Source organism: Shinella zoogloeoides, from assembly GCF_030733845.1.
Taxonomy (GTDB): domain Bacteria; phylum Pseudomonadota; class Alphaproteobacteria; order Rhizobiales; family Rhizobiaceae; genus Shinella; species Shinella zoogloeoides_C.
Genome location: NZ_CP132311.1, coordinates 1,179,435 through 1,200,576 on the forward strand (window position 1 = coordinate 1,179,435; position 21,142 = coordinate 1,200,576).

The 21,142-nt window shown below is 64.5% G+C and carries 23 protein-coding genes and 1 tRNA gene; 10 read left to right on the top strand and 14 right to left on the bottom strand.

Annotated elements, in window-relative coordinates; translation table 11 throughout:
- Positions 1-240 precede the first annotated feature (240 nt).
- Together Q9316_RS06795 and Q9316_RS06800 are read left to right on the top strand one after the other, a co-directional pair.
- Positions 241-317 (top strand) — tRNA-Pro (locus Q9316_RS06795).
- A 114-nt stretch (positions 318-431) separates the two neighbouring features.
- A complete protein-coding gene (locus tag Q9316_RS06800; protein WP_306034462.1) occupies positions 432-683 on the top strand; it encodes a GlsB/YeaQ/YmgE family stress response membrane protein in 252 nt (83 codons plus the stop codon).
- A 57-nt stretch (positions 684-740) separates the two neighbouring features.
- On the opposite strand, the gene Q9316_RS06805 is transcribed toward Q9316_RS06800, so the two are convergent.
- The 5 genes from Q9316_RS06805 to Q9316_RS06825 form a co-directional block, all read right to left on the bottom strand.
- Complete coding sequence (locus Q9316_RS06805) at positions 741-1,895, bottom strand: glycosyltransferase (protein WP_306034463.1); 1,155 nt, start codon at positions 1,893-1,895, stop codon at positions 741-743.
- Complete coding sequence (locus Q9316_RS06810) at positions 1,892-3,139, bottom strand: O-antigen ligase family protein (RefSeq protein ID WP_306034464.1); 1,248 nt, start codon at positions 3,137-3,139, stop codon at positions 1,892-1,894. The genes Q9316_RS06805 and Q9316_RS06810 overlap by 4 nt, the downstream gene beginning before the upstream one ends.
- On the bottom strand, positions 3,136-4,689 hold the full coding sequence (locus tag Q9316_RS06815) for an undecaprenyl-phosphate glucose phosphotransferase (protein ID WP_306034465.1): 1,554 nt from the start codon (positions 4,687-4,689) through the stop codon (positions 3,136-3,138). The genes Q9316_RS06810 and Q9316_RS06815 overlap by 4 nt, the downstream gene beginning before the upstream one ends.
- Positions 4,690-4,768: 79 nt before the next feature.
- The gene (locus Q9316_RS06820; RefSeq protein ID WP_306034466.1) at positions 4,769-5,935 is read right to left on the bottom strand and encodes a glycosyltransferase family 4 protein; all 1,167 of its coding nucleotides are present in this window, start codon (positions 5,933-5,935) and stop codon (positions 4,769-4,771) included.
- A 5-nt stretch (positions 5,936-5,940) separates the two neighbouring features.
- Positions 5,941-6,516: a polysaccharide biosynthesis/export family protein gene (locus Q9316_RS06825; RefSeq protein ID WP_306034467.1), complete on the bottom strand. Its 576-nt coding sequence runs from the start codon at positions 6,514-6,516 to the stop codon at positions 5,941-5,943.
- A gap of 210 nt (positions 6,517-6,726) precedes the next feature.
- On the opposite strand from Q9316_RS06825, the gene Q9316_RS06830 reads away from it, so the two are divergent.
- Positions 6,727-8,955: a GumC family protein gene (locus Q9316_RS06830; RefSeq protein WP_306034468.1), complete on the top strand. Its 2,229-nt coding sequence runs from the start codon at positions 6,727-6,729 to the stop codon at positions 8,953-8,955.
- Positions 8,956-8,979: 24 nt separating this feature from the next.
- Here Q9316_RS06830 and Q9316_RS06835 read toward each other — a convergent pair whose 3' ends face one another.
- The 3 genes from Q9316_RS06835 to Q9316_RS06845 all read right to left on the bottom strand — a co-directional run bounded on the left by Q9316_RS06835 (position 8,980) and on the right by Q9316_RS06845 (position 11,052).
- Complete coding sequence (locus Q9316_RS06835) at positions 8,980-9,345, bottom strand: PAN domain-containing protein (RefSeq protein WP_306034469.1); 366 nt, start codon at positions 9,343-9,345, stop codon at positions 8,980-8,982.
- A 97-nt stretch (positions 9,346-9,442) separates the two neighbouring features.
- Positions 9,443-10,669, bottom strand: a complete 1,227-nt coding sequence (locus Q9316_RS06840; RefSeq protein WP_306034470.1) for a GNAT family N-acetyltransferase — start codon at positions 10,667-10,669, stop codon at positions 9,443-9,445.
- 164 nt (positions 10,670-10,833) lie between these two features.
- Positions 10,834-11,052 carry a DUF2842 domain-containing protein gene (locus Q9316_RS06845; RefSeq protein WP_306034471.1) on the bottom strand — a complete coding sequence of 73 codons (219 nt, stop codon included), beginning with the start codon at positions 11,050-11,052 and terminating at the stop codon, positions 10,834-10,836.
- 199 nt (positions 11,053-11,251) lie between these two features.
- On the opposite strand from Q9316_RS06845, the gene Q9316_RS06850 reads away from it, so the two are divergent.
- A complete protein-coding gene (locus Q9316_RS06850; protein ID WP_306034472.1) occupies positions 11,252-12,346 on the top strand; it encodes a COX15/CtaA family protein in 1,095 nt (364 codons plus the stop codon).
- Here Q9316_RS06850 and argC read toward each other — a convergent pair whose 3' ends face one another.
- The 5 genes from argC to Q9316_RS06875 all read right to left on the bottom strand — a co-directional run bounded on the left by argC (position 12,347) and on the right by Q9316_RS06875 (position 16,113).
- Positions 12,347-13,279: an N-acetyl-gamma-glutamyl-phosphate reductase gene (argC, locus tag Q9316_RS06855; RefSeq protein ID WP_306034473.1), complete on the bottom strand. Its 933-nt coding sequence runs from the start codon at positions 13,277-13,279 to the stop codon at positions 12,347-12,349. It lies immediately after the preceding gene.
- 96 nt (positions 13,280-13,375) lie between these two features.
- Positions 13,376-14,329: an agmatinase gene (gene speB / locus Q9316_RS06860; RefSeq protein WP_306034474.1), complete on the bottom strand. Its 954-nt coding sequence runs from the start codon at positions 14,327-14,329 to the stop codon at positions 13,376-13,378.
- 179 nt (positions 14,330-14,508) lie between these two features.
- Positions 14,509-14,985, bottom strand: a complete 477-nt coding sequence (gene rpsI / locus Q9316_RS06865) for a 30S ribosomal protein S9 (RefSeq protein WP_306034475.1) — start codon at positions 14,983-14,985, stop codon at positions 14,509-14,511.
- 2 nt (positions 14,986-14,987) lie between these two features.
- Positions 14,988-15,452, bottom strand: a complete 465-nt coding sequence (gene rplM / locus Q9316_RS06870; protein ID WP_306034476.1) for a 50S ribosomal protein L13 — start codon at positions 15,450-15,452, stop codon at positions 14,988-14,990.
- 229 nt (positions 15,453-15,681) lie between these two features.
- Positions 15,682-16,113 (bottom strand): PaaI family thioesterase, encoded by a 432-nt coding sequence (locus Q9316_RS06875; protein ID WP_306034477.1) that lies wholly within the window; start codon positions 16,111-16,113, stop codon positions 15,682-15,684.
- A 135-nt stretch (positions 16,114-16,248) separates the two neighbouring features.
- Between Q9316_RS06875 and Q9316_RS06880 the strand changes: the two genes are divergently transcribed.
- The 3 genes from Q9316_RS06880 to Q9316_RS06890 all read left to right on the top strand — a co-directional run bounded on the left by Q9316_RS06880 (position 16,249) and on the right by Q9316_RS06890 (position 17,693).
- Positions 16,249-17,070, top strand: coding sequence for an enoyl-CoA hydratase (locus Q9316_RS06880; RefSeq protein ID WP_306034478.1), 822 nt, complete (start codon positions 16,249-16,251; stop codon positions 17,068-17,070).
- Between the two features lie 239 nt (positions 17,071-17,309).
- Positions 17,310-17,393, top strand: coding sequence for a hypothetical protein (locus tag Q9316_RS06885; protein WP_306035237.1), 84 nt, complete (start codon positions 17,310-17,312; stop codon positions 17,391-17,393).
- 12 nt (positions 17,394-17,405) lie between these two features.
- The gene (locus tag Q9316_RS06890) at positions 17,406-17,693 is read left to right on the top strand and encodes a HigA family addiction module antitoxin (RefSeq protein WP_306034479.1); all 288 of its coding nucleotides are present in this window, start codon (positions 17,406-17,408) and stop codon (positions 17,691-17,693) included.
- A gap of 1 nt (position 17,694) precedes the next feature.
- Here Q9316_RS06890 and Q9316_RS06895 read toward each other — a convergent pair whose 3' ends face one another.
- Positions 17,695-18,531 carry an EamA family transporter gene (locus Q9316_RS06895; RefSeq protein WP_306034480.1) on the bottom strand — a complete coding sequence of 279 codons (837 nt, stop codon included), beginning with the start codon at positions 18,529-18,531 and terminating at the stop codon, positions 17,695-17,697.
- A 246-nt stretch (positions 18,532-18,777) separates the two neighbouring features.
- Between Q9316_RS06895 and Q9316_RS06900 the strand changes: the two genes are divergently transcribed.
- The 3 genes from Q9316_RS06900 (at position 18,778) to Q9316_RS06910 (ending at position 21,107) form a co-directional block, all read left to right on the top strand.
- On the top strand, positions 18,778-19,215 hold the full coding sequence (locus Q9316_RS06900; protein WP_306034481.1) for a CoA-binding protein: 438 nt from the start codon (positions 18,778-18,780) through the stop codon (positions 19,213-19,215).
- Between the two features lie 63 nt (positions 19,216-19,278).
- On the top strand, positions 19,279-19,707 hold the full coding sequence (locus tag Q9316_RS06905; protein WP_306034482.1) for a CoA-binding protein: 429 nt from the start codon (positions 19,279-19,281) through the stop codon (positions 19,705-19,707).
- 116 nt (positions 19,708-19,823) lie between these two features.
- Positions 19,824-21,107, top strand: coding sequence for an O-acetylhomoserine aminocarboxypropyltransferase (locus Q9316_RS06910; protein ID WP_306034483.1), 1,284 nt, complete (start codon positions 19,824-19,826; stop codon positions 21,105-21,107).
- Positions 21,108-21,142 lie beyond the last annotated feature (35 nt).

Genomic DNA, 21,142 nt, shown 5'->3' on the forward strand with positions numbered 1-21,142 from the left:
CTTCATGGCTTGATTGCCAGTTCGGTACCGCAGCGCTCTTTGCTCACCTCTCAACAGGCATCAAAACGTTCAGAAAAAAGGTAACCTGTACGTGAACTTTCTACGAACATTCGGTGGGACTTTTGGTGGGACTTCTCGTCGGGAAAGTCCCACCAGCCCAACTTTTTTGCCAATTCGTTCTCATTTCCCCAAAACGGGGCTTGCGTCCAAATGCCCGAGAATATAGAGGTTTGCGCGGTCCGGAATGTAGCGCAGCCCGGTAGCGCACTTGACTGGGGGTCAAGGGGTCGTGGGTTCGAATCCCGCCATTCCGACCATTTTCTCTCCTCCCTGACATATGCCGAAGTTCCCTCATGGAACTTTACGCGCCTTTTTGCGTTTCCTCGCCGCCGGCCGCTCGCGCCGGTCACCTGGAGCTTGAGGAGACACGCATGGAAGACGCAGGTATCGGCTGGATCGCGGCCATCATCATCGGCGGTGTCGCCGGTTGGCTCGCCGAGATGTTCATGAAGAGCAATATGGGCGTGCTGATGAACATCGTGCTCGGCATCATCGGCGCGGCCGTGGCCAACCTTTTGCTGGGGCTAATCGGCGTATCGCTCGGCGGCTGGCTCGGCTATCTCGTCGCCGGCTTCATCGGCGCCTGCATATTGATCGCGCTGGCGCGGGCGATCAGGCGGTAGCATCAAGCCATACGGTTTTCGAGGGCCGTCTCTTCGCGGGAAGGGGCGGCCTTTCTATTATGCGACCAGCCCGCGGTAGATGGCTTCCGTCTCGCTGATCATGCGCTCCAGGCTGTAGTCCAGGCTTCGCGCGCGAGCCGCGGCGGCGTGGCGGGCGAGGCGATCGGGATCGCAGAGCCGCAGCATGGCGCCGGCAAAATGCGCGGGGTCGTCGGCATTTTCCACCAGAAGGCCGTTCTCGCCATCCTTCAGCACCGTGGAGGCGCCGCCGACATCGGACAGAACCAAGGGTTTTCCGGCAGCGGCCGCTTCCAGCATGGCATAGGACATCGCCTCGTAGCGGCTGGGCACGACGAGCGCGTCGATCGCCGCCATCGCCTGTGGGCCGGTAAAGCGCGCGGTGAGGTGGATACGGGATGCGTGGTCGCTGGCCTCGATCTGGCGATGGACGGCGCTTTGCATTTCGCCGGTGCCGATCATCAGCAGGTGGGCATGCGGCACGCGGTCGGCAAGGAGTTCGAAGGCCGCCACGAGGCGCTCCGGCGCCTTCTGGTGGCTGAGGCGGCCGACGAAGCCGAAGAGCAGGGCGCTTTGCGGTATGCCGAGGGCAGCACGGATCGCAGCGCCGGAATCGGATGGCGGCGTATCGACGCCATTGACGACGATGGCCAGCCGCTCGCGTGCCATGCCGAGCGCGCGGGCATGGGCGTATTCGTCAGCCGAAACGCAGATCAGCCGATCCGTGAAGGAGCGGGCAAGCAGTTTCTCGATCGAGCCGTAGACCTTGCGCCCGACGATGCCGAGACCGGGATCCATGGTGCGGAAGGCGTGCGGCGTATAGACCCGCGGCACATGCCGGCCGGGCAGGCGGATGCGTAAAAGCGCGCCCGCCTTGGAACTGTGGCCGTGGATGATGTCGAAGGGGCCAGTGCGGCGCATGACGGTACGAAGCGCCCACCAGGTGCCGAAATCCGAAAAGCCGGGCCGCCGCGCCATGGCGACGGCATGCATGCCGGCAAGCCCGAGCGAAGCGAGTTCGTCCACGAAACGCGCCTCCGCCCGCACCGGCGAATAGACGGCATGGACGATATGGCCGCGCGCCTGCATGCCGCGACAGAGATCGATGAAGTGGCGGCCGGACCCGCCGCCGCTCGGCTCCAGCACCTCCATGAGGCGCAACTGCCGCACGTTTCGGTCTGTCGAGGGGCTCATCGCGGGTGGGTGCCCATCTTGATCAGCCGGTTGTGGCGCCGCTCCAGCGCGAGACAGCCCCATACGACGCCCAGCAACAGATAGAAGTGGCGCCAGTGGTCGGTATCGATGACGAAGCCGATCGCGCTATGGCCGAAGAGCGTGATGAAGGCGATCATCAGGAAGGGCTGCCAGGGCCGGTCGCGCAGGAGGTTCCTGAAGGCGGCGGCAAGCGTCCATGCCATCAGGACGAGGTAGCAGGCAAAGCCGAGCCAGCCATAGGTGGTCAGCGATTTCAGGTAGATGTTGTGCTCGTCTTCCGGAAACATCGTGCTGAACACCATGGGGCCGATGCCGAGCGGCCGTTCCATGGCCATCAGGAAACCGATGCGATGGCGCTCGAAGCGGCCGAGATGGCCGCCGTCATAGTCCTGCACGAGCTGGGTTCGGCTGGAGAAGAGATCGGCCACCTTGTCGAACTGCAGCGCGACGATCAGCGCGACGATCAGGAGGGCGGCGGCCAGGAGGCTGAGAACGAGGATTTTCAGCCGGAAGGCGCCGGTGCGCTCCTTGAGCAGCATGACGAAGACGAGCGCCACGACGCAGAAGAGATAGAGCGCCCAGGCCGCGCGCGAGAAGGACAGGAAGACGCCGAGCGCCAGGATCAGCACGCCGACCACCTTCAGCGGCGCGCCGAGAATGCGGCCCGAAAGCAGGCCGTGCATCAGGTAGAGCGAGGGCGCGATGAGGAAGGGGCCGAAGACGTTGGGGTCCTGGAAGGCGCCCTTGGCGCGATCGTAAAGCGTGAAGGCCTCGGCGCCGGGAAAGGCGTGGAAATAGCCGAGGATGCCGAGCATCGCGGTGATGAGGGCGCTCGCCACCCAGGCCTTGAAGATGAGTTCGAGCCGCGTCGGCTTCGCCTCCACGATGGCGGCGAAGAACACGCTGGACAGCGCCAGGAACAGCGAGACGGCGACGTAGATCGGCCCGCCCGAGAGATCCTTCATCACCGTCAGCGAGAGCATGCCGCCCACATTGAAGAGCAGGAGCAGCACGAGCAGCGGCGCGATGCCGCGCGAGATGCGCAGGCCCACGATCGCCCAGAGGCCGATGAGGCCCGCCATGAAGAGTTCGTAGGGTGCCGGTTCGCTGATGACGAAGCCTGACAGGAACACGCCCACGAAGACCAGCAGGGAGCCGAGGATGCCGAGGGCCGCGAGCTGCGGCCGAAAGGGCGGGACGTAGGGGAGGGCCGCGTCGCTCAATAGGCGTTTTCCGTATTGAGCAGACGGATCGGCGTCAGGAACAGGATCTTCAGGTCCAGCCAGAGTGACCAGTTCTCGATATAGTAGAGGTCGAACTCGGTGCGGAAGCGGATCTTGTCGTCATGGTCGATCTCGCCGCGCCAGCCGTTGATCTGCGCCCAGCCGGTGACGCCCGGTTTCACGCGGTGGCGGGCGAAATAGCCGTCGACGACGTCGACATATTTGCGGTCGTGCGAGCGGGCCTCGATGGCGTGCGGGCGCGGGCCGACGAGGGAGAGCTCTCCCTTCAGCACGTTGAAGAGTTGCGGCAGCTCGTCGATCGAGGACTTGCGCAGGAAGCGGCCGACGCGGGTCACGCGCGGGTCGCCCTTCGTCACCGCGGCGCGCGCCGTCGGATCGGAAAGATGCGTGTACATCGAGCGGAACTTGTAAACCTGGATGATCTCGTTGTTGAAGCCGTGGCGCTTCTGCATGAAGAGGATCGGGCCGGGCGAGGAAAGCTTCACCGCGATCGCCGCGCCGATCAGCACCGGCCAGAGCAGGAGGAGCGCCACGACGCTGAAGAAGATGTCGAAGATGCGCTTGGCGACATTGTCCCAGTCGGCGATCGGCTTGTCGAAAATGTCTAGCATCGGCAGGCTGCCGACCTGGGAATAGCTGCGCGGGCGGAAGCGCAGGCCCTTGGCATGGGCGGCGAGACGAATGTCCACCGGCAGAACCCAGAGCTTCTTGAGCAGCGTCAGGATGCGCGTCTCGGCCGACAGCGGCAGCGAGATGATCAGCATATCGATGCGCGCCAGGCGGGCGAACTCGACCAGTTCGGCGACATTGCCGAGCTTGGGATAGCCGGCGATGATCGAGGGCGAGCGGCGCTCGTCGCGGTCGTCGAAGATGCCGCAGATGCGGATGTCGTTTTCCGGCTGGTGCTCGAGCGTGCGGATGAGCTCCTTGGCCGGCTCGCCGCCCCCGACGATGACGGCGCGCCGTTCCATCGTGCCGTTGCGGGCCCAGCGGCGGATCGCATAGGCGATCACCTGGCGTTCGACGACGAGGTAGACGGCGCCCGCCGCGAACCAGGAGGCGAACCAGACGCGGGAATAGTGATCGCCGGACTTGAAGAAGAAGAGCACGAGCGCCATGGCGGCAAAGGCTATGGCCCAGGCGGCGAGGATGCGCGGCGTCATGCGCAGCGGCGAGCGGAGCGCGGGAACCTGATAGGCATCGGCAAGCTGGAGCAGCAGCACGCCGATCGCCGCGCCGCCGACCAGCACGGCGATATAGAGCATGGTCATGCCGATGCCGACATAGGCCGCGTGGATGGAATAACCGATGGCCACCAGCGCCGCGAATTCGCCGAGGCGGAGCAGGCCGGTGATCATGGCCGGCGAATAGGTATCCTCGCGGAACTGCTGCGCGATCTTCTGGGCGAGCGGGTTGAGCTCGACGACCGTGTCCTCCGCGCCGTCCGAGGACGCACCCGCCCGGGTTTCCGAGACCTTGCGCCGGAAGGCTTCGGGATCGAAGGATTCGGATTTGTCGACATGGTTCATGGCACGCACCTGTGGAGGCTTTCCCCCGGCATAGCATGAAGCCCCTAAGAAACGTTTACGGGGGCAGGTGGGGCAGTTCTCAGGAAGTGTATCGCTTCCCGCCATTCTGCCCGGCCAGGAGATCGCGGTAGAGGTGGAGCAGCGAGCCTGACATGGCGGAGGCGGAGAAGACTTCCTTGAAGGCGGCGGGTTCCGGCATGACCTTGCGCAGCCAGGCCGGGTCGCTGACGGCCTGCGCCATGACGGTGGCGAGCGACTGGGCGTCGCCGGGCTCCGTCAGCGCGATGCTCTCGCGCCCGAGGATTTCGGGAATGCCGCCGACGCGGCTGGCAATGACCGGCTTGCGCGCGGCAAGGGCTTCGAGGACGATATAGGGCATCGCCTCGGCGCGGGAGGGGACGACCACGTTGCGGGTGAGGGCGAAGGCGTCGCGCGCCTTCATCGACGGCATGAGCCCGATGCGCCGGCCGAGGCCGAGCCGGAGCATCATCTGCTCGTACTTCTCCTTGTCCGGTCCGTCGCCCACCATCAGCGCCGAAAGCGGGCGGCCGACGAGGCGTTCGGTGCGGGCGAAGGCGTCGATGAAGACGTCCGGTCCCTTCAGGTCGCGCAGCATGCCGATATAGAGGAAGTCTACCGCGTCCTCACGCGGATAGACCGTCTCGAAATCGCGGTCGTGGATGCCGTTGTAGATGCGCTCGGCCCGCACATGCGGCCGGCCGACGCGGGCGATATAGGCATCCTTCTCGTAGTCGCAGACGAAGGTGAGCGCATCGCCCAGCCGTTCCAGGATCCGCTCGGCCGTCAGGATCGTCAGTCCTGCGGCCGTGCGGTTGGTGTAGTGCAGGCTGCCGCCATGCGGCGAATAGAGGCGGGCTACGCGATACCTGTTGACCCGCAGGGCTGAGCCGATGAGCCGGGCAATGGCGCCACCCTTGGCGCCGTGCCCGTGCAGCACATCCGGCCGCAAACCTTTTATTTCACGATAACTTTCCCGAAAGGCGCCCACGTCGCGCGGGCTGATCGACCGGCTGATCGGCAGGCGCACGAGGCCGAGCGGAAGATAGGGGCGAATCTCGTCGAAAAGTGAATCCTCGAACGAGCCGCCCGTGAGGCTGTCGCAGATGATGCCGACGTCATGGCCCGCCTTGAAGTGGAACTCGGCAAGGTCGCGCACATGGCGGAAAATCCCGCCGATGGGAGAGCGAAAGCAATGAATGATGCGCAGCGGCCCATCGTCCACCATGATGGTCAGAAGAGCCGTTCGCGAACATAGATGGTGTCGCCGGCGAGGATCGGATCGGAGATGGAGACGCGGCCGGTGATGATCTTTCCATTGATCTTGCGGGTCACGTCGACGTCGCGCTGGTTGGCGCGCGGTGAGAAGCCGCCGGCAACCGCGATGGCATTCTGGATCGTCATGCCGGCGACGTAGCTGTACTGCCCGGCCTGGCCGACTTCGCCCATGACGTAGATGGAGCGGTAGCGGTCGACCTCGATGGAGACATCCGGATCGCGCAGATAGCCCTGCCGCAGCTTCGCCGCGATGATGCTTTCCAGCTCCTGAATCGTCTGACCGCGCGCCGGCACCGCGCCGATGAGCGGGAAGGCGACATAGCCGGCCTGGTCGATCGTGTAGGTATTGCTGAGGCCGGTCTGCTCGAAGACGGTGATGCGCAGGCGATCGCCGCTGTCCAGCCTGTAGGGCTGAATGGTCGCCTCGTGGAAGGCCTTGGGGGCGGGGCGATAGCCACCGCAGCCCGAGACGACGGGTGCGATGAGCGCCAGCGCGAGCAGCATGCCCTTGTTGATCGTTGCGAAACCCATTCGCGGTTCCAATCCCAAATCAGAAATCTGGCTCCGTTATCGATCCGTTAGGGTTAATGGCTGGTAAAGGCGAACCCGCTTTCGACGAGGTGAGGTCAAATTTTTCGCGCAAAAGAAGAAAAGATTGAGAATGACAACCGACGATAATTAACTCTTGCGTTACCATGTTTGTTTACCGTGCGCGGAAATCGTCGTGGTTGGAGTTGGGATATGTCGGGCGTTCACGAGAGGCAGCAGGATGTCGATATCGACCTTGGCGGTCTGTTCGGCGCGATCTGGCGCAACCGCATGCGCGTCCTGCTGGCGACCGTCGCCTGTGCGGGGGTGGCCTTCGTCGGCGCGAACCTGATCGCGCCGAAATACAAGAGCGAAGCCCGGCTTCTCATCGAGACGCGCGAGCCCGCCTTCACGACGGGGCAGGACCGTGCGCAGGGCCGCGAGCAACCGGCCTTCGACGAGCTCGGCATTGCCAGCCAGGTGCAGCTCCTGCAATCGGCCGACCTGATCAAGCAGGTCGCGCGCAACATGAAGCTCTATGAACTGGAAGAGTTCGACACGACCGCGAAACCCTCCGCCGTCTCCGATCTGCTCGTGCTCCTCGGCATAAAGAAGAACCCGCTCGATCTTCCCCCCGAGGAGCGTGTGCTGAAAGAGTTCTCCGAGAAGCTGGTCGTCTACCAGGTGGAGCGCTCGCGTGTCATCGGCATCGAGTTCTCCTCGAAGGATCCGCGGCTTGCCGCCGAAATCCCGAACGAGATGGCGAAGGTCTATCTCTCCCTCCAGAGTGGTGCCAAGCTCGATACCAATTCCGAGGCGACGCGCTGGCTGGAGCCGGAAATCGCCAACCTGCGCGAAAAGGTACGCGAGGCCGAACAGAAGGTCGCCGAATACCGTTCGCAATCCGACCTGTTGCCGACGGGCGAGAATTCCACTTTCGCGGTTCAGCAGCTAAACGACATTTCGGCGGAAGTCGCCCGCATGCGCGGCGAGCGCGCCAATGCCGAAGCGCGGGCGGAAAGCGTGCGCGCGGTGCTGAAGAACGGCGGCGCGCCGGACACGCTCACCGATGTCGTCGGCTCGCAGATGATCCAGCGGCTGAAGGAGAGCGAGGCGCAGATCCAGGGCCAGATTTCCGACCTTTCCACCTCGCTGCTGGAGGGGCATCCGCGGCTGAAGGGCCTGCGCTCGCAGCTCACCGGCATCCGCGGGCAGATCAAGGCGGAAACCCAGAAGATACTGTCCAGCCTCGAAAACGAGGCGAAGACGGCCGCCATGCGCGAAACGCAACTCGTGCAGCAGCTCAACACGCTGAAGGCGAACGCCGCGCGCGCCGGCGAGGACGAAGTCGGCCTCAAGGCGCTGGAGCGCGAGGCTGCCGCCCAGCGCCAGCTGCTTGAAACCTACCTTGCGCGCTACCGCGAGGCGACGTCGCGCACCGACAGCAGCTCGACGCCGGCCGATGCGCGCATCATTTCCGCCGCCGTCGAACCGACCGAAGTGTCCTTCCCGAAGGTCGTGCCGATCACCATCGTCGGCGGCGTTGCCGGCTTTGCGCTCAGCGCCATCGTCATCCTGCTGGCCGAGCTCTTCTCGGGCCGTGCGCTGAAGCCGGTGGGATCGGCCGCGACCGTGCCCTATCGCCGGGAAGATGACGACGAGGAGATGGAATCGGTCGCCATCGTGCACGAGCCTGCCGTCCGGAACCCGGCGGCCCGTCCCGAATACGGCGCTATCAAGGATATCGGCGTGCCCGCACGGTCGCTGCTGTCGGATATCGGCCCTGCCGAAGAAGACGAGGACGAAGCGGTTGAACCCGCCTTCGCCGAGCCCGGCCCTGAAGAGGACGGCGATTTCACGGTCGCTGCCGTTGCCCGGCATCTGATCGAGAACAACATTTCCGTCACTGTCTCCGTTTCGCCCTCCGGCGACCGGGGCTCCACCGCGACCGTCATGCTTGCCCGCCATATTGCGGAACAGCATCGCAAGACGCTGATCATCGACCTGACGGGCTCGGCCTGCCCGACGCGCCTGATGGCGCAGTCCGTGCACCTTCCCGGCATCACCGATCTTCTCGTCGGCGACGCCGCCTTCGGTGACATCATCCACGGCGACCGGCTCTCCGGCGCGCATATCATTCCGCGCGGCAACGCCAATATCAAGCGCGCCATGCGCGGCATCGACCGGCTGGCGATGGTCATCGATTCGCTGTCCGACGCCTACGACACGGTGATCGTCGAATGCGGCCCGGCCGAGGTGGAAGGCGTGCGCCGCCTGACGCGCGGGCAGGAGACGGACATCATCCTCTCCATTCCCGGCGCGGACGAGGACGAGATCGTCGACCTCATCGGCGCCTTCGGCGAGGCCGGCTACAACGAGATCGTGCTGATGACGGGCGAGGGGAGCGAACCGCCCCACCATCCGGGCCGCCGGGCGGCCTAGTGGCGATAAAGTATGCCGGCCGGGCTATTGCGGTTGCGACGAGGGCGCGACCGGGTCGAGCTGCGTATCGCTCGGCGAGGCCGTGCCTGCGCGGGAACCGGAGATGGAATACGGGCTCGCCTGCGGCGTGCCTTTGGTATGCTTGAGCCAGCAGCCGCCGACCGTGCCAGGCGGCGGCGTACAGAGCGTCCACACGACGCATTTCGGCTCCGCCACGCACAGCGCCTGGCACGCGGCCCAGTCGCCGCCGGCAATGTCCCGCCCGATGATATCGTTTCCGAAATAGTTGATCTGGTGTTCGATGCCGTCGGACGCCATGGCGACGCCGGGAAGGATGAGGGCAAGGACGGGAAGAAGTCTTGAAAGACGGCGCGTGCTGCTGGGCTTCATGGCCTTTTCCGCTATTTCGAGAACAGGCCTCAACTCTAGGGCAAGATGTTCGCCGCTGTCATCCCCGCGACGGTCTTTCTTCGCAGCACCGATGAGATCAATCGGTTTCGCCGCCGCGCGCCGCTTCCGCCCGGCCGAACCGCATGCGCTGCACGAAGGCATAGACCTGCGGGTTCTGCTTGATGAGGCGTTTGGCGGCGGTCTTCGCCCGATGCGCGGCCGCCGCCGCCCGGCCGGCCACCGTGACGGGGAAGAGCAGGTCGTGCTGAAGCGTCTCGATCCTGCACCAGGAGCGCTTGTAGGGCTGGTCGCCGATGCCGAAATCGAAGAGCGGCGCGCCTTCGCGGCACAGTTGCTCGATCACCAGATGAAACAGGAATTCGCCGGGGCTGGCCTCGGCCGCGACGCTGTCGTCGATCGAGCCGAACTGGCAGATGACGTGATCGCCTTTGCGCGAGAGGCCCGTCATTGCCGCAATATGCCCCTCGTGCTCGCCCTTGAGGCGAAGGGCGTGGAGCCGAAGGCAATAGTCGCCGTCTGCCGCCGGAATGGCGGCGAGCTTGCGGAAGAAGGCGCGGGTCGGTTCGTCACGGAAGACGTCGGGCAGGCCCATCGTCTCGAAGCGCGCGCCCTTCTGGCGAAAGAACGTTTCCAGCAGGACGAGCGATTGCTCGCCGCCTTGCGCCACCATATGTTCGTAGCCGCCGACTGCCGCCAGGCGACGCTCGGAACTGCGGGCCTTCTTGCGGCGGCGCTTGGCGTTGAGCTGCGCCAGCGTCCCGTCGAAATCCTCGAAGAGTTCGAGCTGGAAGGCCGCATTCTGGTTCAGCGCCGCGGGCAGGCCGGCAAAGGGGCTCGTCCCGCCGCGCCATTCCAGCGGCATCTTTTCAAGCAGCAGGAGATCGAAGGAGCGGGCAAGCTCGCCGCGGGCACGCTCCAGCGCCTCACGCAGCCGGATTCCGGCGCCGGGAGCACGGAATGCCTTGGTATAGAGGCCTGTATTGATGTTGCTGAAGGCGGTGCCGATCAGGTGTGCGGTGCGAATCGGCCCATGTCGCACGATTTCGAGCGGCAGGATGAACTGGGTGCGCCCCTCGCAGAACCCCTCGACGATCAGCGGCTCGCAGCCATGCGTCTCCACCCAGGCCCGGCACCAGTCATAGCTTTGATGCAGCGAAAGATGGCCTTGCGCCTCGATGGCGCGCCACGCGCCTTCGAGCGGTTCCATGCGGCTATGCAAGCGAAGGGAAAGCGGCAGCGCGCCGGCGCTCTCCAGCGCCGGATCGACAAGCGCGTGCTCGGACGCCTTGATCTGCAGTTGCATCACTCCGACCTTTGCCTGGACCAGCGACCCGTATCATCGCGGCACGATAGGTGCCAACTTGCGAAAATGGGTTAAGTTTGGCGGCGGCCTGCTGCCTGCCTCGCCGAAATCGGCGGGCGCGGTTAGCGATTTCATAACGGTGGCGTCATCGCGCGAACGGCCGTCTACTCGTCGCGGGGCTTTCCGGGCTTCTCCATCCACTTGATGATCAGCATGGCCGGCAGGATCCAGAGCAGGCCGGTCACCGTGAAATAGAGGAGGTGGATGTACCACGGCGATTGGCCGAGCGTCGCGGCGGCGACGGTCGTGGCGACCAGCGCATAGACGAGCACGAGGATGATGATCAGTACCGTGCCGATCAGTTTGCGAAGGCGAGGGGGCATTGTCGGTCTTTCAGTTTCGGAGCGGCGGCGTGGCCGCGACGGCATGCCGCAAAGGTTCGGGCCTTGTTTTGCACGGGCCGGTCAGGCAAATCAACGCTGGAGCAGTTCGGGCAAAAGCGCGCAGGTGGTTTTGCCGCCGAAATTGCAGGGAAAGAGCCAGAATGGCGGTGTTGCCGCCGTGCTGACAGGAGCCGAGAGAATGAGCGCCACGACCGCGAACGCATACCGCAGCTTCAACGAGACGGACAGGACCGACCGCAATCGTCGGCAGGTGCGCCGCTGGCTTGGCTTCGTCCTGTTCTCGCTGTTCGTGCTGGTGCTCGTCGGCGGTGCGACGCGGCTGACCGAATCCGGCCTCTCCATCACCGAATGGAAGCCGATCCACGGCGTCATCCCGCCGATCACCGCCGCCGAATGGCAGGAGGAATTCGACCTCTACAAGCGCATTCCGCAATACGAACAGATCAACAGGGACATGACCGTCGACGATTTCAAGACCATCTTCTGGTGGGAATGGGCGCACCGGCTTATCGCGCGCTCCATCGGCTTCATCTTCGCCGTGCCGCTCGCCTTCTTCTGGCTGACGGGGCGTATCGAGAAGAAGCTGCGCTGGCCGCTGGTCGGCCTCCTGGCGCTCGGCGGCTTCCAGGGCTTCATCGGCTGGTGGATGGTGTCTTCGGGCCTTGCCGAGCGCGTCTCGGTCAGCCAGTACCGGCTGGCCGCGCATCTCACCATCGCCTGTCTCATCTTCGCCTGGACGGCCTGGCTGATGCGCGCGCTCTCGCCGCACAGCGACGATGCCGCGCCGACGGCGACCTCGCGGCGCATGGCCGGCATCATTGCCTGCATGGCGATCTTCCAGATCTATCTCGGCGCGCTCGTCGCCGGCCTCGATGCGGGCCTTACCTACAACACCTGGCCGCTGATGGACGGCGCCGTGGTGCCGGGCGGCCTCTTCGTGCAGCAGCCTTGGTGGATCAATCTCTTCGAGAACCCCAAGACCGTGCAGTTCGTCCACCGCCTCGGCGCCTATGTGCTGTTTGCGCTGGTACTCGTCCACATGCTCTCGTCGCTGCGCGCCGCGCCGGAAACGACGCATGCCCGCCGCTCCCTCGTGCTCTTCGGCCTCGTCTGTCTCCAGGCGACGATCGGTATCCTGACGCTGATCTGGCAGGTCCCGCTCGGCTGGGCGCTCGCCCACCAGGGCGGCGCGCTGGTCGTGCTCGGCTTCGCGATCGCGCACTGGCGCGGGTTCTATGGGGAAATGGAACGGCACGAGCGGCAAGGGCTGTGATCAGCCCTTCAGCATCAGGTCCATGTTCTGCACCGCGGCCCCCGAGGCGCCTTTGCCGAGATTGTCGAGCAGGGCGACGAGGTTGACGTGCGGGGCGCCGGCGGTGCCGAAGACGTAGAGCTTCATGCGGTCGGTATCGGCAAGCTCGACGGCGTTGACGCGGGCGAGCGCCGCGCTTTCCTTGAGGCCCACCACCTCGACGATGTCCTGGCCGGCATAGTGGTCGGCCAGCGCCTCATGGATCGAGCCGAGCGAGGCATGGTCGTTGAGATCGGCGAGATAGAGCGGCACCTGCACGATCATGCCCTGCGCGAACTTGCCGACGGAGGGTGAGAAGAGGGGCGCGCGGGACAGCATGCCGTGCACCTGCATTTCCGGAACGTGCTTGTGCTTGAGCGGCAGGCCGTAGAGGAAGTGCGGCGCGTCGATGTGCTCGGGGTGGCCGGCATCCTCCATCTGCGCGATCATCTGCTTGCCCCCGCCCGTATAGCCGGAGACGGCATTGACCGTGACGGGATAATCCTCCGGCAGGATGCCGGCGAGGCGCAAGGGACGAAGAAGGCCGATCGCACCGGTCGGATAGCAGCCGGGATTGGCGACGTAACGGGCATCCGCGATCTTCTTCGGCTGCTCCCGGTCCATCTCGGCAAAGCCGTAGGCCCAGTTCGGATCGACACGGTGCGCGGTCGAGGTGTCGATGATGCGCACCTGGTTGTTGCCGGACACCATGGCGACCGCTTCCTTCGCGGCATCGTCCGGCAGGCAGAGGATCGCGACGTCGGCGCTGTTCAGCAGGTCTTCGCGAAGCTTGGCATTGCGGCGCTCGGCTTCGGGAATGGAGAGCAGGTCGACATCGTTGCGGCCGGCCATGCGCGTGCGGATCTGCAGGCCCGTCGTGCCGTGTTCACCATCGATGAAGATCTTCGGTTTCATCTGCAATCCAATCCTGTCAAAGCCCTGTATGCGGCCGATATAGCCCCTTGCCTTGTCGCATTCAATGCCGCCTTGGCGGCGTTCGGCACTGCCGCGTCAGCGGCGCTCGGCGAGCCATTCAGCGCGGTGGCCGAGCATGTACATGGCGATGGTCGAGCCGGCGATGGCGGTGATATCAGCATGATCGTAGGCCGGAGCCACCTCCACGACATCCGACCCCACCACGTTCAGCGCGCCGAGCTTGCGCAGCACGGAGAGGATTTTTGCGCTCGTCGGGCCGCCGGAGACGGGCGTGCCGGTGCCCGGCGCGAAGGCCGGATCGAGGCAATCGATATCGAAGGTCAGGTAGCTCGCCTTGTCGCCGACATGGCGGACGATCGTGTCGGCAATGTCGCCGGCGCTCATGTCCTCGACATCGTAGCCATAGAGAATGCGGATGCCGCAATCCTCGGGCGCGTGGGTCCTGATGCCGATCTGGATCGAGGTCGCGGGATCGATCAGCCCTTCGCGCACGGCGGTGCCGACGAAGGAGCCGTGGTCGATACGGCCCTTTTCATCCGCCCAGGTATCCTGATGCGCATCGAACTGGACGAGGGAGAGGGGGCCGTGCTTTTCCGCATGGGCGCGCAGCAGCGGCAGCGTGATGAAATGGTCGCCGCCGAGCGTCAGCATGTAGGCGCCGGATTTCAGGATCTTCCTGGCCTCGCGCTCGATCGTTCCCGGCGTCTTCTGGTGGTTGCCGTAGTCGAGCAGGCAGTCGCCGTAGTCGATGACGGCCATCTCCTCGAAGAGGTCGCGCTCGAAGGGATATTGCGGGTCGTTGTCCATGATCGCCGAGGCACGGCGGATGGCCTGCGGTCCGAAGCGCGCGCCGGGGCGATTGGAGGTCGCGGCGTCGAAGGGAATGCCCCAGACGACCACATCGACATCCTTCAGCACCTTTGTGTAGCGCCGGCGCATGAAGGAGAGGATGCCGGCATGGGTCGGGTCCGAGGCGGCGCTTTTCAGCGTCTTGGCCGTGATGGCGTGGTCGATCGTCTTGTTGGCCATGAAAGTCCCTCTAGAGCATTTCCAGCGAACCTATGCAGCGGAAATGCGAAAAACCAAATGTGGCGGGACGTTCGCCAATCGCTGCGTTCAAGGCAAGGGATATTTGCGGATTTTACCAGGCGAAAACGAAAAGGCCGGGGCGAACCCCGGCCTTTCCTGAAGACAAGTCTTCCGAGCGATCAACGCTTGGAGAACTGGAACGAACGACGGGCCTTGGCCTTGCCGTACTTCTTGCGTTCGACGACGCGCGAGTCGCGGGTCAGGAAGCCGCCCTTCTTGAGGACCGAGCGCAGGCCCGGCTCGAAGTAGGTCAGCGCCTTGGAGATGCCGTGACGAACGGCACCGGCCTGGCCGGAAAGACCGCCGCCGGCGACGGTGGCGTCGACGTCGAACTGGCCGTCACGGGCAGCCGCGAAGATCGGCTGCTGCAGGATCATCTGCAGGACCGGGCGGGCGAAGTAGGCTTCGAACGACTTGCCGTTGACGGTGATCTTGCCGGAGCCCGGCTTGACCCACACGCGGGCGACGGCGTCCTTGCGCTTGCCGGTGGCGTAGGAACGGCCCTGGGCGTCAACCTTCTTGACGTGAACCGGGGCGGAAGCGGCCGGAGCTGCAGCGGCGACGCCGAGGTCCTTGAGCGAGGAGAGGTCGGCCATTATCAGGCGCTCCTTGTGTTCTTGCTGTTCAGCTTGGCGACGTCGAGAACGACGGGCTGCTGGGCTTCGTGCGGGTGGTTGGAGCCGGCGTAGACGCGCAGGTTCTTCATCTGGCGACGGCCGAGCGGGCCGCGCGGAACCATGCGTTCGACGGCCTTCTCGAGGACGCGCTCCGGGAAGCGGCCTTCGATGATCTGGCGAGCCGTACGCTCCTTGATGCCGCCCGGGTAACCGGTGTGCCAGTAGTACTTCTTGTCGGAGTACTTCTTGCCGGTGAAGACGACCTTGTCGGCGTTGATCACGATGATGTTGTCACCATCGTCGACGTGCGGCGTGAAGGTGGCCTTGTGCTTGCCGCGCAGGCGGTTTGCGATGAGGGTAGCGAGGCGACCGACAACGAGGCCTTCGGCGTCGATGAGGATCCACTGCTTCTCTACCTCGGCGGGCTTCTGTACGAAGGTTGCCATAGGAGTAGCTCTTTCTTTGAGGTCCCGAAGCCTTGCGGCAGCGGGCGTTTCTTGTTGCTTGGTTTGGCGCCTTGCGGATGCCAAAAATCGAACGCGGCCCGTGGGGACCGCGATCTGGAGCGGCTTATAAGCGAGAGCCGATTTGGCGTCAAGGGATGCGCCCCTGGCATCGTCAAAGATAGACTAATGAAAACAACTGGTTATCGTTGTGGTGTGTGGATACCACAAATTATCGCGGCGGAATCGAATAGGTCGCGGTCGCATGCGCCACCAGATCGTCGCCGTCCTCGTCGAAAATCGACGCTTCCGCGACCGCCAGCCGCTTGCCGAGTTTCAGGATCTTGCAGGTGCAGGAGAGAGGGCCGGGCCGGGGCTTGCGCAGAAAGTTGATGTTGAGGCTGGTGGTGACGGCAAGCGCCACCGCGCCGATATGCGCCAGCACCACGCAATAGGCGCCGACATCGGCGAGCGCGAACAGCGTGGGGCCGGAAATAGTGCCGCCGGGACGCAAGTGCCGGTCGTTGGGCAGGAGGCGTATGACGATCGTGCCGGCCGCCACATTCGTCACCTCGAAGACCTTGCCATCCGTGTGAAGCTGCGGAAAATCCTCTTCGAGGAAGCGGTTCAGTGCCTCCGGGTCCATGATCGGCGTCAGTTCCATGGCATGCATCTCCTGTCGCCTGCTTTACAGACCGATTTCCCGGCCGCGGCAAGCCCTCTCAAAGTCTATGCCGGCGTGCTTGAAACCATCGTGCCCGAGGCGTAGGACCACCGGGGACGAAAAAAGGAGGCGATCATGGCGGATGTGGTGTCGTTCAGGAAAGAGGAGGCCGCCGGCCTCGTGCGGGTCGAGCGTTTCGAACCGATCCTGCGGATCACGCTCAACAATCCGCCGGCGAACGCCCTTTCCATCGCCGTCATGACGGCGCTTGGCGAGGCGCTCGATGCCGCGGCGTCCGACGAGGCGATCCGCATCGTCGTGCTGGCCTCTACCGGCAAGGTGTTCTCCGCCGGCCACGACCTCAAGGAGATGACCGCGCATCGCGACGAGGCCGACGGTGGCCGCGCCTTCTTCGAAAAGACCATGCGCATGGCCGCCGACATCATGCTGAAGATCGCCGCGCTGCCGCAGCCGGTGGTCGCCGAGATCGACGGGCTCGCCACGGCCGCCGGGTGCCAGCTCGTCGCCAGTTGCGACCTCGCGATCTGCACCGATACCTCCGCCTTCTGCACGCCGGGCGTCAATATCGGCCTCTTCTGCTCGACGCCGATGGTCGCCGTCACCCGCGCCGCGCATCCCAAGCAGGCGATGGAGATGCTGCTGACCGGCGAGACGATCGACGCCTCGACCGCCAAGGATTTCGGCCTCGTCAACCGCATCGTCCCGCAGCAATACCTGCGGCAGGTCGTCGACAAATACGCCGCCGTCATCGCCGCCAAGTCGCCGCAGGCGCTACGCATCGGCAAGGCCGCGATGCGCGCCCAGGCCGGCCTGCCGCTGCCGCAAGCCTACGACATCGCCGTCGCGACGATGGTGGACAACATGTTCGCGGACGATGCGAAGGAGGGGATCGGCGCATTCCTCGGTAAGCGCATGCCGGAGTGGAAAAAAATCTGAGGCTTTCCGGTGGATGTACTCCGGGAAGCGTAGTATGCTTCCCGGATGATCAAGTCGATTGCGGATACGGCAACCCGGCAGTTCATTGAAGCGGGCAAATCCAGGTTTTCCGGGCTCGATTCCGCAAAAGCCATGGCTCGTCTCAATGTTCTCAATGCCGCTCGCAATCTGGACGATATATCGCCACTTCGTCGATCGGGCTCCATAAATTGACCGGCGACCGCAAGGGGCAATGGGCGATGGCGATCAACGGGCCGTGGCGTCTTTGTTTCCGTTTCGAGAACGGGGACGCTTACGATGTCGAGATCGTTGACTATCATTGAAGGAGAAGATGGATGTTCGAGGTTCATCCCGGTTCCATCCTGAAGGAAGAGCTGGAGGCGCGGGAGATGAGCGGCAATGCGCTTGCGCTCGCGCTGAGGATCAATTCCGGCCGTGTATCGGAAATTATAGGCGGCAAACGCGGGATTTCTGCAGATACCGCGCTTCGTCTAGGGCGTTACTTCGGTAACGATCCGCAGTTCTGGTTGGGGCTGCAAGCGACCTATGACCTTGCCGTTGCACGCCGGGAGAGCGGCGAGAAGATATTGCGGGAAGTTCTGCCGGCTCAGACGGCGGCGTAGTTCACGCCAGCTTCAGCACCAGCACACCCGCCGCGATCACCGCGCCGGCGATGTAGCGCCAGATGCTGGCCTTCTCCTTCAGGATGAAGACGGAGATCAGGAGGGCGAAGAGGATGGCGGTTTCGCGTAGCGCCGCCACGGTGGCGACCGGGGCCTTGGTCATTGCCCACAGCGCAAGGCCGTAGGAGGCAATGGAGCCGGCGCCGCCGAAAAGGCCGCGGGCCCAGTTGCGGCGGACATGACTCTTGACGGTGGCCGTGCCGCGTCGTGTGATCGCCCATGCGAACAATAGGACCGGCGGCAGGAGCGACATCCAGAGCGTATAGGAGATGGCGTTGCCCGAAATGCGCGCACCGGCCCCGTCGACGAAGGTGTAGGTTGCGATGACGATGGCATTGGCGAGCGCCAGCAGGATGGCGTGCCGGCCGCCGTGCCGCGATTCGAAGGCGAGCGTCAGCACGCCGGCCGAAATGACGAGCACGCCGGCCATCGCGGTCGGTGAAAGGTGCTCTCCCAGAACGAACCCGCTCGTCATCGCCACGAGAAGCGGCGCGCAGCCGCGCATCAGGGGATAGACGAGCCCGATATCCCCGGCCCGGTAGGCCGCCGCGACGAGCTGGAAATAGGCGAATTGCAGGACGGCCGAAACGAGGATGAAGGGCCAGGCCTCGGGCTTCGGCAACGGCACGAAGGGCAGGAAGGCAAGGCCGACGGCGCCGGCGCCGAGCGCCACCATCGCCGCATCGAGCGATTTGTCCGTGCCGGATTTGACGATGGCGTTCCAGGTCGCATGCAGGGCTGCGCCGAACAGCACGAGAAAGAGGACGTCTAACGGCAATATGGGACCTCGGAGGGGGCATGCGGAAGGGGAGCGGCCTCTTCATCCGCCCAAAACCGGCGATTTGCAATCGCGATTTTCGTCAATTGCCGGCCGGATACCGCCAAAACCGCGAAATATGCGCCGTATTGGCACGGTTCGCCCGGACGGCCGCTCGAAGGGACGGTCGCCTTCTTTAATAGTTTGGGCTAGATTAAGGCCGCCAAGACGAACGAGGGACGGTCGCGAACGCCGGAGGAGGCAGCGATGAACCACGATCACTATTCCGACAGTTATATCCGCCACATCCTGAAATCCGTGCAGACGATCGCCGTGCTCGGCGCTTCGCCGCACGATGGCCGGCCGAGCCATGGCGTCATGGGCTTCCTGCTCGGCAAGGGCTATCATGTCATCCCGGTCAATCCCGGCCATGCCGGCAAGACGATCCTCGGGCAGACGGTCTATGCCCATCTTGCCGACATTCCCGAGCCGATCGACATGGTCGATGTCTTCCGCGCCGCGAACCAGTTCCCGGCGGTGGTCGACGAGGTGCTGGCGCTGCGCCCGCTGCCGTCGGTGCTCTGGGGCCAGTTCTCCGTGCGCGACGATGCGGCGGCCGCGCGGGCCGAGGCGGCGGGCATCCGGGTCGTCATGGATCGCTGCCCCGTCACGGAATATCCGGTGCTGATGCTCAAGGCCTCCTGACGGCGTCCATATTGACTTCACGTTGCGTTACCCCAATTCTCCGCGCAGAAACGGGACAGCGCCATGAATCACGATTCCTATCCGGACTACTACATCGCCGACATCCTTCGCTCGACGAAGCTGATCGCGCTTGTCGGCGCCTCTCCGAACCCGGAGCGCCCGAGCTACCGGGTCATGGCCTTCCTGCTGCGCAAGGGCTATCGGGTGATCCCGGTCAATCCCGGCCAGACCGGCAAGGAAATCCTCGGCCAACCGGTCGTCGCCCGGCTTGCCGACATCGTCGAGCCGATCGACATGGTCGACGTCTTCCGCGCCGCCGATGCGCTGCCGTCCGTCGTCGAGGAGGTGCTGGCGCTTTCCCCGCTGCCGAAGGTCATATGGGGCCAGCTCTCCGTGCGCTACGACGAAGCCGCTGCCGTGGCGGAGGCGGCCGGCGTCAAGGTGGTGATGGACCGTTGCCCGGCCATCGAATATCCGCGCCTCGTCGCCTGAGATTTTCGCACGCGCAAAGCGCTTTGTCGCACCCGCGCCTTTGTGGAAAATCTTTCTTTGACCGGCCCCTATCTGTCTGAAATAGTCCCGGGAAATTCAGCCAGGGAGGCCATTTCATGACGAAGAACAAGCCCGGATTTGCCACGCTCGCCGTCCACGCCGGCGCGCAGCCGGACCCGACGACCGGCGCGCGCGCGACGCCGATCTACCAGACCACCAGCTTCGTCTTCAACGATACGGACCACGCCGCCTCGCTGTTCGGCCTGCAGGCTTTCGGCAATATCTACACCCGCATCATGAACCCCACGCAGGCCGTGCTCGAAGAGCGCGTCGCCGCGCTCGAAGGCGGCACGGCGGCACTCGCCGTCGCGTCCGGCCATTCCGCCCAGCTTCTCGTCTTCCACACGATCATGCGCCCCGGCGACAATTTCATCGCCGCGCGTCGCCTCTATGGCGGCTCGATCAACCAGTTCGGCCATGCCTTCAAGAGCTTCGACTGGCAGGTGCGCTGGGCCGATACGGGTGATCTCTCCTCATTCGAGAGCCAGATCGACGACAGGACCAGGGCGATCTTCATCGAGAGCCTGGCGAACCCCGGCGGCACCTTCGTCGACATTGCCGGCATTGCCGAGATCGCCCATCGCCATGGCCTGCCGCTCATCGTCGACAACACGATGGCGACGCCCTATCTCGTGCGCCCGCTGGAGCACGGCGCCGACATCGTCGTGCATTCGCTGACCAAGTTCATGGGCGGCCACGGCAATTCCATGGGCGGCGTCATCGTCGACGGCGGCACCTTCGACTGGACGGCCTCCGGCAAGTATCCGGCGCTTTCCGAGCCGCGGCCGGAATATGGCGGCGTGGTGCTGCACGCGACCTTCGGCAATTTCGCCTTCGCCATCGCCTGCCGCGTTCTCGGCCTGCGCGATTTCGGCCCGGCCATCTCGCCGTTCAACGCCTTCCAGATCCTGACCGGTATCGAGACCCTGCCGCTGCGCATGCAGCGTCATTGCGACAATGCGCTCGTCGTCGCCAAGTGGCTGAAGGGACACGACAAGATTTCCTGGGTCACCTATGCCGGCCTGGAGGACGATCCGAACCACGCCACCCAGCAGCGCTATTCGCCGAAGGGCGCGGGCGCCGTCTTCACCTTCGGCCTCAAGGGCGGCTATGAAGCCGGCAAGCGCTTCGTCGAAGGGCTGGAAATGCTCTCGCACCTTGCGAATATCGGCGACACGCGCTCGCTCGTCATCCACCCGGCCTCGACCACCCACCGCCAGCTCAACGAGGAGCAGCAGGTGGCGGCCGGTGCCGGTCCCGATGTCGTGCGCCTGTCGATCGGCATCGAGGACGTCGCCGACATCATCGCAGATATCGAGCAGGCACTGGCCAAGGCTTGACATCCTTCGGGCGGCCCGGCCGCCCGTTTCTCTTC